This is a genomic window from Bradyrhizobium sp. CCGE-LA001, from assembly GCF_000296215.2.
Taxonomy (GTDB): Bacteria; Pseudomonadota; Alphaproteobacteria; order Rhizobiales; family Xanthobacteraceae; genus Bradyrhizobium.
Genome location: NZ_CP013949.1, coordinates 3,105,489 through 3,120,328 on the forward strand (window position 1 = coordinate 3,105,489; position 14,840 = coordinate 3,120,328).

Consider the following 14,840-nt stretch of genomic DNA (forward strand, 5'->3'; position numbering starts at 1 on the left):
GTGCTCCCGTGGATCTCGATGCGCTTGCCGGCTGCCTCTCCAGCTCCGCCTGTCTGGTGACGCAGACCACCAGCGGCCTCATCATCGGCATGCTTCTGTTTCTCGTCGCGGTCGGGCTGACGCTGATCTTCGGCGTGCTCAAGGTGGTCAATTTCAGCCACGGCGCCTTTTACATGTTCGGTGCCTATTTTGCGATGACGGCCTATCAGCTCACCGGCAGCTTCGCGCTGGCGATGCTGGCGGGCGCGGCGGGCACCGCCATTCTCGGCCTGGTCTTCGAGCGCGTCTTCATGAGCCGCGTCTACGGCGCGGACGTGTTGATGCAGGTCCTCGTCTGCTACGCCTTCGTGCTGATCTTTGACGATGTCGTGCGCATGATCTGGGGACCGGAATTCAAGTCCATGGGCATGCCGTCCGCGTTTCAGGTGATGCCGCTGTTCATCGGCGGAGGCGTCGTGCCGCCCTATTATCTTTTGCTGATCGCTGTGGCGCTAGTCGCGGCCATCGTGCTCGGCCTTGGCCTGGCGCGCAGCCGTATCGGCAAGGTCATCCGCGCCGCCGCGCACAATCCCGGCATGGTCTCGGCGCTCGGCATCAACACTGGTCTGATCTATGGCGGCGTGTTCGCGCTCGGCGGCATGCTGGCCGGCCTTGCAGGCGCGCTGGCCGCGCCCGTGCGCTCGCTTACCCCGGGGATGGGATTCTCGGTGCTGATCGAATCCTTCATCGTCACCGTGATCGGCGGCATGGGCTCGATCCTGGGGGCGCTGATCGGCGCGCTGCTGCTCGGTCTCATCAGGTCGTTCGGCTCGCAAGGCTTTCCCCTGTTCGTGGAAGGGCTGATGTATCTGTTCATGGTGATCGTGCTGGTCTCCAAACCCACCGGCCTGTTCGGCAAGGAGGCGGCATGACGGAGCTGGAGGCCGGACGCGCGCAGACGCTGGTGCCGGTGCGTAGCGGCCCGGCGCTTGGACGCTACCGCGATGTCCTGATTGCGCTGATCGCCTTCGCCGTGCTGGCGAGCCTGCCGCTCTTGTCAGGCAGCAAGGCGCTGCTCGATTTCGTCATCCGCTGCTCGGCCTACGGGCTGTTTGCGACTTCGCTCAATTTGCTCGTCGGCTACACCGGCCTGACCTCTTTCGGCCACGGTATGTTCTTTGGCCTCGGCGCATATGGCTTCGGCCTGATCATGCAGAAGCTGAGCGTACCCATTCCGGTCGCCTTCATCGCGACGCTGGCGATCACGACGGTGGTCGCCGCTATCATCGGTGCGATCTGCGTGCGGCTGAAGGAGATCTATTTCGCCTTCGTCACGCTGGCTTTCCAGATGCTGATCCATTCGACGATCCTGTCCTGGGCCTCTTTCACTGGTGGCGATCAGGGCCTGCGCGGCGGCATTCCGCGCCCCGTGTTTCTCGGCATCGACCTCACCAACCACGTCCATCTCTATGTCGCGAGCTGCGCGCTTCTCGTCCTCGGCCTGCTCGCGATGCGCCAGATCGCACAATCGCCATTCGGCTACACGCTGCGCATGATCCGCGATAACGCCGCGCGCGCGAGCTTTCTCGGCATCGACGTCTGGCGCGCAAAGCTCACCGTGTTCGTGCTGGCGGCTTTGTTCGCGTCGATGGGCGGCATGGTGATGGCGCTGTTCGTCTCAGGCGCCTATCCGGAATTCGCCTATTGGACGATCTCGGGTGAGGGCATCTTCATCAACATGCTCGGCGGCGTCTCGACCTTCCTGGGGCCGATGGTGGGCACCGTGCTGCTGCTTTTGCTCAACGACACCGTGACGCGTTTCACCGAGTATCATGGCATCGTGCTCGGGGTGGTCATCCTGTTCTTCGCGCTGGGCCTGCGCAAGGGCCTCCTGGATTTTGTCGCCGAATGGGTTGCGCATCGGCGCGACGCAGGCGAGGGACGCTAGCCATGCTGGAGATACGCAATCTCGCAAAATCCTTCGGCGGCGTGAAGGCGACCAACGACGTCTCGCTCGACTTTCCCGACGGCTCGCTCACCGCGGTGATCGGCCCGAACGGCGCAGGCAAGAGCACCTTCTTCAACCTGATCACCGGCGCGTTGAAGCCGGATTCCGGCCAGGTGCTGCTCGACGACGTCGATCTCGCCGGCCGCTCGCCGCCGGAGATCGTGCGTCACGGCATCGGCCGCGCCTTCCAGGTCGCCAGCATCTTCAAGTCGCTGACGGTGCAGGAGACGATGCTCGCTGCCGTCAGCGCCGACCAGCGCTCGTCGGCGGTGCTGCACAAGCGCTTTCCATTGCTAGAGACGCGCGAGCGCGCCGAGCATGTGATGGAGCTGCTGGGGCTCGCCGGCAAGCGCAATCGCACCGCCGCGACGCTCTCGCATGGCGACCAGAAGCTGCTCGACATCGCGCTCGCGCTAGTGCTCGAACCAAAAGTGTTGCTGCTGGACGAACCCACCGCCGGCATGGGCCCGGAGGAACGCTGGCGCATGATCGACAAGGTGCGCGAGCTCTGGGAGACCCAGAAGATCACCGTCGTCTTCATCGAGCACGATATGGATATCGTGTTCAAGATCGCCCCGAAGATAGTCGTGCTCTGCTATGGGCGTATCCTCGCGACCGGCACGCCCGACGAGATCCGCAACAACAGCGCTGTGATCGAGGCCTATCTCGGCACCGAACACGCGGGAGCTGCCGCATGAGCGGGGTCGTCATCGAAGTTGCCGATCTCGACGTCTATTACGGCACCAGCCAGATCCTGTTCGGCGTCGGCCTGTCGGTGCGGCAGGGCGAGACCATGGCGCTGCTCGGGCGCAATGGCGCGGGCAAGTCGACGACCATGAAAGCGATCATGGGACTGGCGCCGCCGCGGCGGGGCAGGGTCAGTCTGCGCGGCGCGGTCATCTCCGGCCGGAAGCCGCACACGATCGCGCGCGCCGGCCTCGGCTTCGTGCCGGAGGACCGGCAGGTCTTTCCGGAGCACACGGTGGAGGACAATCTCGTCATCGGGAAGAAGAAGGGGCCCGAAGGCCAAGACGAATGGCCGATCAAGCGCATCTACGAGGTTTTTCCGCTACTGGAGCCGCTGCGCCTCCGTATCGCCGGGCGCCTGTCCGGCGGCGAGCAGCAGATGCTCGCCATCGCGCGCACGCTGATGGGAAACCCCGCACTGCTGTTGCTGGATGAGCCGAGCGAGGGTCTCGCACCGATCATCGTGCAACGGATCGGCGAGCTTCTGCGGCAGCTCCGTTCGCTCGGTTCGACCGTGTTGATCGCCGAGCAGAACATGCATTTCTGCCTGGGCTTGGCGAGCCATGCCACCGTCATCGACAAGGGCCAGATCGTCTATGCCGCCGGAATCGACGAGCTGAAGGCCAACGACGCGATCCGGCGGCGATATCTGGCCCTGTAGCCTCCGTCCCGGTGTCCGCGTGGCCGGAGGAAGAAAACTGTTGTCCCGAGGTTGCACGACGGAAGAAGATTTCCCTCCGAGGGGGAAAAACGCCAATCGCTTCCATTGCCGTTTGAGCCGGAAACGACGACATTCTGTCAGGATTTGATGGATTGGCGCAGCCATGGAACGCACCGGATTTGAGCCCTTCGGCGAGCAGTTGGTGTCCGCAACGGACACCCAGCCGAAGTCGCGCGCCTCAAAGCTCCTGCTGCGGAGTGGCACCACGCTGTTCTGGTCGTTGGTCGCGGGTATCGTGCTTGCCCGCGCCGCCTTCTTCGAGCCCGGCATCTATGACGGCTTCAGCCGGGTCGCTTCGCTCGCCAAGAGCCTCATCTTCTAAGCCCGATTATTCCAGGCTGAGGATAGGACTTCTCTCGGGCCTGATATGTCGAAAACTTATTTCCCTCTCGGGCCTTGCTGCGTATAAATCTTTCTCCTCTGGGAGAGATTTGTGTCGCAGAATCAAGCATCCAGCCCGGCCGACGACAAGCCGGCCTCAGCCGCGAGCCGTATTGCGGCGCTGATTCCCGGCATCCTCCTTTGCGTTCTGATCGCCGGTGTCTCGGCTCTGCTGGAGCGGGCCGAGCTGGGCATGTTCGAGCATCCCTATGTCGAGGCGCTGGTCATGGCGATCCTGCTCGGCATGGCGCTCCGCAGCTTCTGGAAACCGGCGCCGCGCTGGCAGGCCGGGATCGCCTTCAGCGCAAAGCAGCTCCTCGAAGTCGCCGTCATGCTGCTGGGGGCTTCGATCAGCTTCGCCGCGATCGCGGCCTCAGGCATTGCGCTGCTAGCCTCGATCGCTGCCGTCGTCGTGATCGCGCTCGGCGTATCCTTTGGCCTCAGTCGGATGCTGGGGCTGTCGACGCGCTTGTCGATCCTGATCGCCTGCGGCAATTCGATCTGCGGCAATTCCGCAATTGCGGCCGTGGCTCCGATCATCGGCGCCAACAACGACGAAATCGCGTCCTCGATCTCCTTCACCGCGATTCTCGGCGTGATGATGGTGCTGGGCCTGCCGTTGTTGATACCGCTGTTGCAGTTGTCCGCGACGCAATATGGCATCCTGGCGGGCCTGACCGTTTACGCCGTGCCTCAGGTGCTGGCCGCGACGGTGCCGGCCGGGCTTGTCTCGACGCAGATCGGCACGCTCGTCAAGCTGATGCGCGTCCTGATGCTCGGCCCCGTCGTCGTCGGCCTGTCGCTGGTCGCCTCACGCTGGCAGAGCGATGCCAAGAAGACCAATGTCGGATTCTTTCGACTGGTCCCGTGGTTCATCCTCGGCTTCCTCGCGCTTGCGACCCTGCGCTCCCTCGAAATCGTGCCCGCCACGGTGGTCGGGCCGGTCACGAAGATCACGGGCTTTCTCACCGTGGTGTCGATGGCCGCGCTGGGCCTGGGTGTGGATGTGCGGGTGCTTGCCAATGTCGGCGGCCGTGTGACCGCCGCCGTGACGCTGTCGCTGATGCTGCTGCTGGGCATCAGCATCGCGCTGGTGCATTGGTTCAAGTAGGAGGGCGCCGCTGCTCTGGACATCCGGCGCCAGACGTTTATTGGTCTTCGCCAATGTGACCGGCCATCGTTCACGTGGCCGGTCCGAAAACAGCGAGAACGCCAGCCATGACCACATTGACGGTGAAAGACCTTCTCCCCGAGGACGGAACGCGGGGAACGTTGGCCGGCCGCGTCTGGCTGCCGCAGGTGAACGGTCCGGCCGTCGTTGCTGTGCGAGACGATGGCGTTTTTGACGTCACCGCGAAGTTTCCGACCATCAGCGCGCTCTGCGAGGAAGACAATCCCGCCAAGGCCCTCAGCTCGACCAAGGGCGAGCGCATCGGCGATCTCGAAGCGATCGTCGCCAATACGGTGCCCGATGGGCGCGACCCGAAAAAGCCGTGGCTGCTCGCGCCCGTCGACCTCCAGACGCTGAAGGCCGCCGGCGTCACCTTCGCCATCTCGATGCTGGAGCGCGTGATCGAGGAGCGGGCCAAGGGCAATCCGGTCTCGGCCGAGGCGATCCGCAAAGAGGTGACACGGCTGATCGGCGACGATCTCTCGAAGCTCAAGCCGGGCTCGGACCAGGCGATGCACCTGAAGCAGGTGCTGATCGATCAGAACGCCTGGAGCCAGTATCTCGAAGTCGGCATCGGCCCCGATGCCGAGGTCTTCACCAAGGCACCGACCATGTCCTCGGTCGGCACTGGCATGGACGCCGGCCTGCATCCGAAGTCGACCTGGAATAATCCCGAGCCCGAGCTCGTGCTGTTCGTGTCGAGCCGCGGCAAGATCGTCGGCGGCGCGCTCGGCAACGACGTGAACCTGCGCGACTTCGAGGGACGCTCGGCGCTGCTGCTGTCGAAAGCCAAGGACAACAACGCCTCCTGCGCGATCGGCCCGCTGCTGCGCCTGTTCGACGACACATTCACGCTCGACCACGCGCGCAAGCTGGACATCAGCCTCAACGTGAAGGGCGCGGACGGTTTCGTCCTCGACGGCCATTCCTCCATCAGCAAGATCAGCCGCGATCCGACCGATCTCGTGGCGCAGACCATTGGCAAGATCCACCAATACCCTGACGGTTTCGTACTCTTCCTTGGTACCATGTTCGCCCCCGTGAAGGATCGCGAGGCGCCGGGGCAGGGCTTCACCCACAAGCGCGACGACATCGTCACGATCTCAGCGCCGCAGCTCGGCAAGCTGATCAACCGCATGCGCACCAGCGACGAGTGCGAGCCCTGGACGTTCGGCATCAGCGCGCTGATGAAGAACCTGGCGCAGCGGAAATTGATCTAGCGCTTCGCCTCTCCCTCATCTACTGCCGTCATGCCCGGGCCTGTCCCGGGCATCCACGTTCTGTTGGGGCAATTAAGCAAGGTGTGGATGGCCGGGATAAGCCCGGCCATGACGATCTGTGGCCCCACCCAGCCGCATGAAATTCCTCATCTCCTCGTTGCATTCCTGGAACAAATCGCTCTGAGCGTGTCGTAGAACCGCGCGCTGCCGCGTCGCCACGTCCCCCTCGAAATAGTCAAATAATATGACTAGTCGGAACCGAACTTCCGTGAAATAGTGCCTCCCGCCGCCCCGAAGGCCGGCCTGTGGGTGCCATGTTACCAATCGGCGCCGCGGATAACATCTTGGGAGACACGCCTGATGACCCTCAAAGCCCTCTTTGCGGCCAGCGCCACGGCGGCGTTGTTGCTCGCGCTGCCGGCCAATGCGGCCGAGCTCACCATCGGCTTCTCACAGATCGGATCGGAATCCGGCTGGCGCGCCGCCGAGACTTCTGTCTCCAAGCAGGAAGCTGCCAAGCGCAAGGTCAACCTCAAGATTGCCGACGCGCAGCAGAAGCAGGAGAACCAGATCAAGGCGATCCGCTCCTTCATCGCGCAGAACGTCGATGCGATCTTCCTTGCGCCCGTCGTTTCGACCGGTTGGGATTCGGTGTTGAAGGAAGCCAAGGAGGCCAAGATTCCGGTCGTGCTGCTCGACCGCGACATCGATCCCTCCGGCAAGGATCTCTATCTCACCGCCGTCACCTCCGACAGCGTGCACGAAGGCGCCGTTGCCGGCGACTGGCTCGCCAAAACTGTCGGGACGAAGGCCTGCAACATCGTCGAACTGCAGGGCACGGTCGGCGCCAGCGTCGCCGCCAACCGCAAGAAGGGCTTCGACACCGCCATCGCCAAGCATCCGAACCTGAAGGTGGTGCGCAGCCAGACCGGCGACTTCACCCGCGCCAAGGGCAAGGAGGTGATGGAAAGCTTCATCAAGGCCGAAGGCGGCGGGAAGTCGATCTGCGCCGTCTACGCCCACAACGACGACATGATGGTGGGCGCGATCCAGGCGATGAAGGAAGCCGGCCTCAAGCCGGGCAAGGAGATTCTCACCGTCTCGATCGACGCTGTGCCCGACATCTTCAAGGCGATGGCCGCCGGCGAGGCCAACGCAACGGTCGAGCTGACGCCGAACATGGCCGGCCCTGCGCTCGATGCCATTGCAGCCTTCAAGAGCAAGGGCACGGTTCCGCCGAAATGGATCCAGACCGAGTCCAAGCTCTACACCGCTGCCGACGATCCGCAGAAGATCTACGACAGCAAGAAGGGCCTCGGTTACTGAGGCGGTTACCGCGCCGGATCGCCCCTAGTGGTCCGGCGCACCCTTCGAAGCGGTTGCATTGACCGCTAGGCTGGGTGTCCGCCTCGACGGACACCGGTGGAGTGACGTTGCCATGGAGAACAGCCTCGATCCTGCTTTGCCGCTGCTGGAGGTGCGCGGGATCAGCAAGAGCTTTGGTGCCGTGCGCGCGTTGCAGGAGGCCGACTTCACGTTGTGCGCGGGTGAGATCCATGCGCTGCTCGGCGAGAACGGCGCCGGCAAGTCCACGCTGATCAAGGTGATCACCGGCGTGTTTCCGCGCGACGCCGGTATCGTCAGGATCAGCGGTGAAGAGATTGCGCCGCGTTCGACCAAGGCTGCGCTTCAATCCGGCATCGCCACGGTCTACCAGGAGGTCAATCTGCTGCCGAACCTCTCGGTGGCGCAGAACCTCTTCCTCGACCGCCAGCCGATGCGCTTCGGCATCGTGCGCGAGGGCGAGATGCGGCGTCGCGCCAAGGCGCTGCTTGCCGATTTCGGGCTCGACATCGACGTTACCGCACCGCTCGGCAACTATTCGGTCGCCGTCCAGCACGTCACTGCGATCGCGCGGGCAGTCGATCTCTCCGCACGCGTGCTGATCCTGGACGAGCCGACCGCGAGCCTCGACCGCCACGAGGTCGAGATCCTGTTCGGCATCATGCGCCAGCTCGCGAAGCGCGGCATCGGCATCGTCTTCGTCAGCCATTTCCTCGATCAGGTCTACGAGATCTCCGACCGCATCACGGTGTTACGCAACGGCCGCCTGGTCGGCGAGCGTGAAACGGCTTCGTTGCCGCGGCTCGAGCTGATCCGGATGATGCTCGGCCGCGAGCTGGCCGAGACCACCAGCGCGCGGGCTGCGGCCACCGAACCCAAGGCGCGCGAGATCTGCGCGAGCTTCGAGGGTTACGGCAAGGCCGGCTATGTCGCGCCCTTCAATCTCGAGCTGCGCCATGGCGAGGTGGTCGGCCTTGCCGGCCTGCTCGGTTCAGGGCGCACCGAGACGGCGCGGCTGGTGTTCGGCGCCGAACGCGCCGATCGCGGGCAGGCGAGGGTGGAGGGCGCGGCCGTGCGGCTGCAGTCGCCGCGCGACGGCGTGCGCCATGGTTTCGGCTATTGCCCGGAGGAACGCAAGACCGACGGCATCGTCGCCGAGCTCAGCGTGCGCGAGAACATCGTGCTCGCGCTCCAGGCCAAGCGCGGCCTGCATCGGCCATTGTCGCGACGCGAGCAGGACGAGATCGCAAGCCGCTATGTCAAGATGCTCGACATCCGCCCGCCCGATCCGGAACGGCCCGTAGGCCTGCTCTCCGGCGGCAATCAGCAGAAAGTGCTGCTGGCGCGCTGGCTTGCGACCTCGCCGCGGCTCCTGGTGCTGGACGAGCCGACCCGCGGCATCGACGTCGGCGCGCATGCCGAGATCATCCGCCTGATCCGGGAGCTCTGCGACGACGGTCTCGCACTGCTCGTGATATCTTCCGAGCTCGACGAGATCGTGACCTATTCGGATCGCGTCGTGGTGCTGCGTGACCGCGCCCATGTCGAGGAGCTCGCGGGCGAGGCGATCGACGTCGGTAACATTCTCGCCGCCATCGCCGCCGATAGCGTAGCTGTCGCGCTTGAGGCCCACACATGACGGCGTTGTTGCCGCGCCGCGGCCTTCCCCAGATCCTCGCGCTGATCGTCATCCTCGCGGTCGACCGCGCAGTGTCGCCGCAATTCTTCGACCTCCGCCTCCAGGACGGCCGGCTGTTCGGCAGCCTGATCGACGTGCTCAATCGCGGCACGCCGGTGACGCTGCTCTCGCTCGGCATGGTGCTGGTCATCGCGACGCGCGGCATCGACCTGTCGGTCGGCGCGGTCATGGCAATCTGCGGCGCGATCGCGGCAAGTCTTGCCGATAGCCATAGTCTGGCCGTCGTCCTGGCCGCCGCGCTGGGTGCCGGACTCGTCTGCGGCGTCTGGAACGGCTTTCTCGTCGCCGTGCTCGGCATGCAGCCGATCGTGGCAACGCTGATTCTCATGGTGGCCGGACGCGGCATCGCCCAGCTCATCACCGAGGGACGCATCGTCACCTTCTCCTCGCCGGATCTGGTCTGGCTGGGGAATGGCGCGGTGCTCGGCCTGCCGGTGCCGGTCGCCATCGCGCTCGGCATGCTGATCCTCACCGGCGCGGTGGTGCGGGGCTCGGCGCTCGGGCTCCTGATCGAGGCGACCGGCGGCAATGCGCGGGCAAGCGAGCTTGCCGGCGTCGGCACCCGCGCCATGATCCTGGCCGTTTATGTCTGGTGCGGGGTCTGCGCCGCGCTCGCCGGCGTCATCGCAGCCGCCGACATCATGGGAGCCGATGCCAACAATGCCGGCCTCTGGCTCGAGCTCGACGCCATTCTCGCCGTGGTGATCGGCGGCACTTCGCTGTTCGGCGGCCGCTTCAGCCTCGTTCTGGCCGTACTCGGCGCGTTGATCATCCAGACCATGAACACCGGCATCCTGCTGTCGGGCTATCCGCCGGAATTCAATCTGCTGGTCAAGGCGGTGGTGGTGCTCGCCGTGCTGCTGCTGCAATCGCCGAAACTGTCCGGCCTTGCCGGAATCGCGGCACGGCTGCGGAGGACCAAAGCATGAAAGGCCTGCCGCCCGTCCTCATCACGGCGATCGTGCTCGTCGCGGGCTTTGCGCTCTGCGCAGTGCAATTCCCCAACATGGCCTCGACCCGCGTGATCGGAAATCTCCTCACCGACAATGCCTTTCTCGGCATCGTTGCCACCGGCATGACCTTCGTCATCATCTCAGGCGGCATCGATCTGTCGGTCGGCTCGGTGATCGGCTTCACCACTGTCTTCGTGGCGCTGGCGATCGAGCGCTGGGGCGTGCCGCCGCTGGCCGCCTTCGCCGCCGTCCTCGTGCTCTCGGCAGGGTTCGGGGCTGCGATGGGCGCCGTGATCCACGTCTTCGACCTGCCGCCCTTCATCGTCACGCTGGCCGGCATGTTCCTGGCGCGCGGTGCGAGCTTCCTGCTCTCGACGGAATCGGTGCCGATCACCGCGCCGGTCTATTCCACCGTGTCGGATTTCGCACTGCGCATGCCCGGCGGCGGGCGGCTGACGGCGATCGCGATCATCATGCTGGTGATCGTGATTGGCGGCGCCCTGCTGCTGCAGCTCACCAGGTTCGGCGCCAACGTCTACGCGCTCGGCGGCAGCCGGGCGACCGCGAGCCTGATGGGCGTTGCCGTCGGCAAGATGACGGTGAAGATCTACATGCTGTCGAGCCTGCTCGCCGGCATCGCGGGCATTGTCTTTTCCTTTTACACGAGCGCGGGCTACTCGCTCTCCGCCGTCGGCGTCGAGCTCGACACCATCGCAGCCGTCGTGATCGGCGGCACGTTGCTGACGGGCGGACAGGGCTCGGTGATCGGCACCTTCCTCGGTGTCCTGATCCAGGGCCTGATCCAGACCTACATCAATTTTGACGGTACATTGTCGAGCTGGTGGACCAAGATCGCGACCGGTGTTCTGCTGTTTGCCTTCATCGCCTTGCAGCAGGGGCTGGTCGCGCTCGCACGCCGGCCGGTGAAGGCGAGCGCAGGAGCAACCTCATGACCTCGCGCATCGTCGTCATCCCGACGCGGCGGGCCCATTCCAACCATGCGGAAGTGGCCCGCTCGATCGGCGTCGACATCATCGCCGGGCGCTACGCGGAGGGGACGCGGCTGCCGGGCGATGCCGAGATGATCGCGATGTTCGGCGTGTCGCGCCCGGTGCTGCGGGAGAGCGTGAAGACGCTGGTCGCCAAGGGCCTGCTCACCACCAAGGCGCGGGTCGGCACCGTCGTGCGCGAGCGCGGCGCCTGGAACATGTTCGACGCCGACGTGCTGGCCTGGCATCTGGACGCCGGCATCGACAAGCGCTTCCTCAACGACCTCGCCGAGATACGTCTGGCCGTCGAGCCGCGCGCCGCGATGCTTGCGGCGGCCCAGCGATCGGAGGAAGATCTCGTCGAGCTTCGCCGCTGCATGGACCGGATGCGTCTTGAAGCTTCCGATTCCGTCGGCTTTGCCGACGCGGACCTCGCGCTCCACGTTGCGGTGGCGCGCGCATCCGGCAATCTCTTCATGCGCTCGATCGGGCATGTCATCGAGGCTGCGCTGCGCGCCTCGTTCCTGCTCAGCGCCCCGGTCGAGCCGGAGGACCGTGACACCGTGCTGCTCTGGCACCAGAACATCGTCGACGCCATTGCGGCGGGCGATGCGGAAGCTGCGTCAGAGGCGATGGTCTACGTCATTCACAACGGTATGCGCCGTCACGAAGGCACGGTGATCGAGACTGCCCAGGCCGACGCATTGCCGTCAGTCGATACTGGAGAATAGCCGTGACAGATCTTCGCATCGCCATCGTCGGCTTCGGCAAGATCGCGCGCGACCAGCATGTCGGCGCCATCGCCGCGACGCCGGGCGCGACGCTCGCGGCTGTCGCCAGCCGCAACGCCTCGCTGCCGGGACTGCCGCATTTCGCGACCATCGAGGAATTGCTGGAGAAGGGGCCGCCGATCGACGCGGTCTCGCTCTGCACGCCGCCGCAGGTGCGCCGCGCCCAGGCTGCTGCGGCGCTGGCCGCCGGCAAGCATGTCATGCTGGAGAAGCCGCCGGGCACCGGCGTCGCCGAGCTCGATCCGCTGATCGCCATGGCGGCAGATGCGAAGCGCACGCTGTTTGCGACCTGGCATTCCCGCTACGCGCCCGCGGTCGAGCCGGCACGGCAATGGCTCGCCGGGCGCCGCATCGCCTCCGTGCATATCAGCTGGAAGGAGGACGTCCGCGTCTGGCATCCCGGGCAGGGCTGGATCTGGGAGCCGGGTGGCCTTGGCGTGTTCGATCCTGGCATCAACGCGCTGTCGATCCTCACCCGTATCCTGCCGCGACCCGTGTTAGTTACCGCGGCGGAGCTGGCCTTTCCCGCCAATTGCCAGGCGCCGATCGCCGCGAACCTGACCCTGACGGACATCAGCGGCCTCCCGATCAGCGCCGAATTCGACTTTCGCCAGACGGGACCTCAGAGCTGGGATATCGTGGTGGAAACCGACCAGGGCCGGATGACCTTGTCGAACGGAGGGGCGCGCATGGTGATCGACGGCAAGGTGCTTGCCGAAGCGCCTGATGAGGAATATCGCGGCCTCTACCGGCGCTTCATCGCGCTCGCCGCCACCGGCGCGAGTGACGTCGATCTGGCGCCGCTTCGCCTCGTCGCCGACGCCTTCCTGCTCGCCAAGCGCAGCGTCGTCGAACCATTCGTGGACTGACCATGGCCGCATCAAGGATCACAAAAGACGCTTTTGGAACGTTGCCCGACGGCCGCAAGGTCGAGCGCATCGTGCTGCGTGGGGAGAGCGGCTTCGAAGCACGCATCATCACCCATGGCGCGGTGCTGCAAGCGTTGATCGCGCCCGACGCCAATGGTGGCCATGATGATGTCGTGCTCGGCCATGACGCATTCGCCGGCTACCTCACTGAGCGAAAGTTCTTCGGCGCCACCGTCGGCCGCTATGCCAACCGTATCGCCAAGGGGCGGTTCTCGCTCGATGGCCAGACGGTGCAGCTTGCCGTCAACAACGGCCCCAATGCGCTGCATGGCGGCCTCGATGGTTTCGACCGCAAGCTCTGGGAGATTGCGGAGATCGACGAGGGCGCCGAGCCCGTGGTGACGCTCATTTATGCCAGCCCGCATGGCGAAGAACATTATCCCGGTCGGCTCGACGTGCGTCTGACCTACCGCGTCACGGGACCGACCGAATTGTCGCTCACCATGGAGGCCCGAACGGACCGTCCGACCATCGTCAACCTCACCAACCACAGCTTCTTCAATCTGGAAGGCGCAACGTCCGGTACCACCATTCTCGATCACGAGCTGACCGTCGCCGCCGAGCATTTCCTTGCGATCGATCCCACCGCCATTCCGTTGCCGGAGCCGCCGCGCAGTGTGGCCGGCACACCGTTCGATTTTCGCGATGCGCAAGCAGTCGGCGCGCGGATCCGCGAGAGCGATCAGCAATTGCAGAACGGCAGGGGCTACGACCACACCTATTGCCTAGGCCGTGACGGCGGGCTCGCGCTCGCAGCGCGGCTGGAGGCGCCGCGCTCGGGACGCATCATGGAACTGCTCACCGACCAGCCCGGCCTTCAGGTCTATTCCGGCAACTATCTCGATGGCACGATTTCAGGGAAGGGCGGCAAGCTGATCCGGCAATCGGATGCGATTTGCCTGGAGCCGCACATCTGGCCTGACGCGCCGAACCGGCCGGACTTCCCGAGCCCTCGGCTCGCACCCGGCGAGATCTATCGTCATCACACCGTGTATCGCTTTTCGGTGAGGTCGCCATGATGGAGCAGGTGCCCACGTCTGTCCTCTCGGACCATCCTTGCCATCTCGGCGAGGGGCCGACCTATGACGCGCCCACCGATACCGCCTGGTGGTTCGACATCCGCGAAGGGCTGCTGTTCGAGGCGCAGCTCGGCAGCGGCAGCATCCGCGTCCATACGCTCGGCCGGATGGCGAGTGCGCTCGGGCGCATCGATGCGGAGCGGCACTTGATCGTCGCCGAGGACGGCCTCTATGTCCGCAAGCTCGCCGACGGCGTCATGACACTGCTCTGTCCGCTCGAAGCCGACAATCCCACGACGCGTTCCAATGACGCGCGGGTGCATCAATCCGGCACGTTCTGGATCGGCACCATGGGCCGCAAGGCGGAGCCCGGGGCAGGCGCAATCTATGCGTTTCATCGCGGCAAGATCTCCCTGCTGTTCCCCCGCATCAGCATTCCGAACTCGATCTGCTTTTCGCCGGACGGTGCGATCGGCTATTTCGCCGATAGTGCGCGCGCCGTGCTCTACAGGGTCCCGCTCAACCCCGCGACCGGCCTGCCGCGTGGCGAGCCCGAAGTGCTGCTGCGTCACACCGGCATCGGCGGTCTCGACGGCTCGGTGTGCGATGCCGACGGGCAGATCTGGAACGCGTGCTGGGGTGCAAGCCGCATCGACGTCTACTCTCCCCAAGGCGAGCGCCTGCGCTCACTCGGCGTGCCAGCCAAGCAAGCGAGCTGTCCCGCGTTTGTCGGTCCGGATCTGTCGAGCCTCCTCGTCACGTCCGCATGGCAGGACATGGACGCAGCAGCGCGCGCCTCGGATCCGCAAGCAGGCCAAACCTTTCTGCTGGAGGCTTCCGCGCGCGGTCGCGCGGAGCCCGACATCAAGCTCGCATAGGAGATCTGAAG

At 65.2% G+C, this 14,840-nt stretch carries 15 protein-coding genes; all 15 read left to right on the top strand.

From position 1 onward, the window contains the following. The first annotated feature begins 8 nt into the window (after positions 1-8). The 15 genes from BCCGELA001_RS14405 to BCCGELA001_RS14475 all read left to right on the top strand — a co-directional run bounded on the left by BCCGELA001_RS14405 (position 9) and on the right by BCCGELA001_RS14475 (position 14,829). Entirely contained in the window at positions 9-911 is a 903-nt protein-coding gene (locus BCCGELA001_RS14405) for a branched-chain amino acid ABC transporter permease (RefSeq protein WP_008554084.1), read from the top strand. Next, positions 908-1,927, top strand: coding sequence for a branched-chain amino acid ABC transporter permease (locus tag BCCGELA001_RS14410; RefSeq protein ID WP_060735606.1), 1,020 nt, complete (start codon positions 908-910; stop codon positions 1,925-1,927). Before BCCGELA001_RS14405 ends, BCCGELA001_RS14410 begins: the two co-directional genes overlap by 4 nt. Positions 1,928-1,929: 2 nt before the next feature. Next, complete coding sequence (locus BCCGELA001_RS14415) at positions 1,930-2,685, top strand: ABC transporter ATP-binding protein (RefSeq protein WP_060735607.1); 756 nt, start codon at positions 1,930-1,932, stop codon at positions 2,683-2,685. Continuing rightward, on the top strand, positions 2,682-3,395 hold the full coding sequence (locus BCCGELA001_RS14420; RefSeq protein WP_008554100.1) for an ABC transporter ATP-binding protein: 714 nt from the start codon (positions 2,682-2,684) through the stop codon (positions 3,393-3,395). Before BCCGELA001_RS14415 ends, BCCGELA001_RS14420 begins: the two co-directional genes overlap by 4 nt. A 163-nt stretch (positions 3,396-3,558) precedes the next feature. Then, entirely contained in the window at positions 3,559-3,777 is a 219-nt protein-coding gene (locus BCCGELA001_RS14425) for a hypothetical protein (RefSeq protein WP_008554103.1), read from the top strand. Positions 3,778-3,888: 111 nt separating this feature from the next. After that, entirely contained in the window at positions 3,889-4,947 is a 1,059-nt protein-coding gene (locus tag BCCGELA001_RS14430; protein ID WP_008554105.1) for a YeiH family protein, read from the top strand. A 107-nt stretch (positions 4,948-5,054) separates the two neighbouring features. Then, positions 5,055-6,227, top strand: a complete 1,173-nt coding sequence (locus BCCGELA001_RS14435) for a fumarylacetoacetate hydrolase family protein (protein ID WP_060735608.1) — start codon at positions 5,055-5,057, stop codon at positions 6,225-6,227. A gap of 360 nt (positions 6,228-6,587) precedes the next feature. Continuing rightward, a complete protein-coding gene (ytfQ, locus tag BCCGELA001_RS14440) occupies positions 6,588-7,553 on the top strand; it encodes a galactofuranose ABC transporter, galactofuranose-binding protein YtfQ (protein ID WP_060735609.1) in 966 nt (321 codons plus the stop codon). 112 nt (positions 7,554-7,665) lie between these two features. Continuing rightward, the gene (locus tag BCCGELA001_RS14445; RefSeq protein ID WP_060735610.1) at positions 7,666-9,210 is read left to right on the top strand and encodes a sugar ABC transporter ATP-binding protein; all 1,545 of its coding nucleotides are present in this window, start codon (positions 7,666-7,668) and stop codon (positions 9,208-9,210) included. Beyond that, the gene (locus tag BCCGELA001_RS14450; protein ID WP_008554133.1) at positions 9,207-10,199 is read left to right on the top strand and encodes an ABC transporter permease; all 993 of its coding nucleotides are present in this window, start codon (positions 9,207-9,209) and stop codon (positions 10,197-10,199) included. Before BCCGELA001_RS14445 ends, BCCGELA001_RS14450 begins: the two co-directional genes overlap by 4 nt. Next, a complete protein-coding gene (gene yjfF / locus BCCGELA001_RS14455) occupies positions 10,196-11,176 on the top strand; it encodes a galactofuranose ABC transporter, permease protein YjfF (protein WP_008554135.1) in 981 nt (326 codons plus the stop codon). The genes BCCGELA001_RS14450 and yjfF overlap by 4 nt, the downstream gene beginning before the upstream one ends. Then, on the top strand, positions 11,173-11,943 hold the full coding sequence (locus BCCGELA001_RS14460; RefSeq protein WP_008554137.1) for a FadR/GntR family transcriptional regulator: 771 nt from the start codon (positions 11,173-11,175) through the stop codon (positions 11,941-11,943). Before yjfF ends, BCCGELA001_RS14460 begins: the two co-directional genes overlap by 4 nt. A 2-nt stretch (positions 11,944-11,945) precedes the next feature. Continuing rightward, positions 11,946-12,872, top strand: a complete 927-nt coding sequence (locus BCCGELA001_RS14465; RefSeq protein WP_008554139.1) for a Gfo/Idh/MocA family protein — start codon at positions 11,946-11,948, stop codon at positions 12,870-12,872. Between the two features lie 2 nt (positions 12,873-12,874). Beyond that, on the top strand, positions 12,875-13,951 hold the full coding sequence (locus BCCGELA001_RS14470; RefSeq protein ID WP_060735611.1) for an aldose epimerase family protein: 1,077 nt from the start codon (positions 12,875-12,877) through the stop codon (positions 13,949-13,951). Beyond that, positions 13,951-14,829: an SMP-30/gluconolactonase/LRE family protein gene (locus BCCGELA001_RS14475; RefSeq protein ID WP_060735612.1), complete on the top strand. Its 879-nt coding sequence runs from the start codon at positions 13,951-13,953 to the stop codon at positions 14,827-14,829. Before BCCGELA001_RS14470 ends, BCCGELA001_RS14475 begins: the two co-directional genes overlap by 1 nt. The last annotated feature ends 11 nt before the right edge of the window (positions 14,830-14,840 follow it).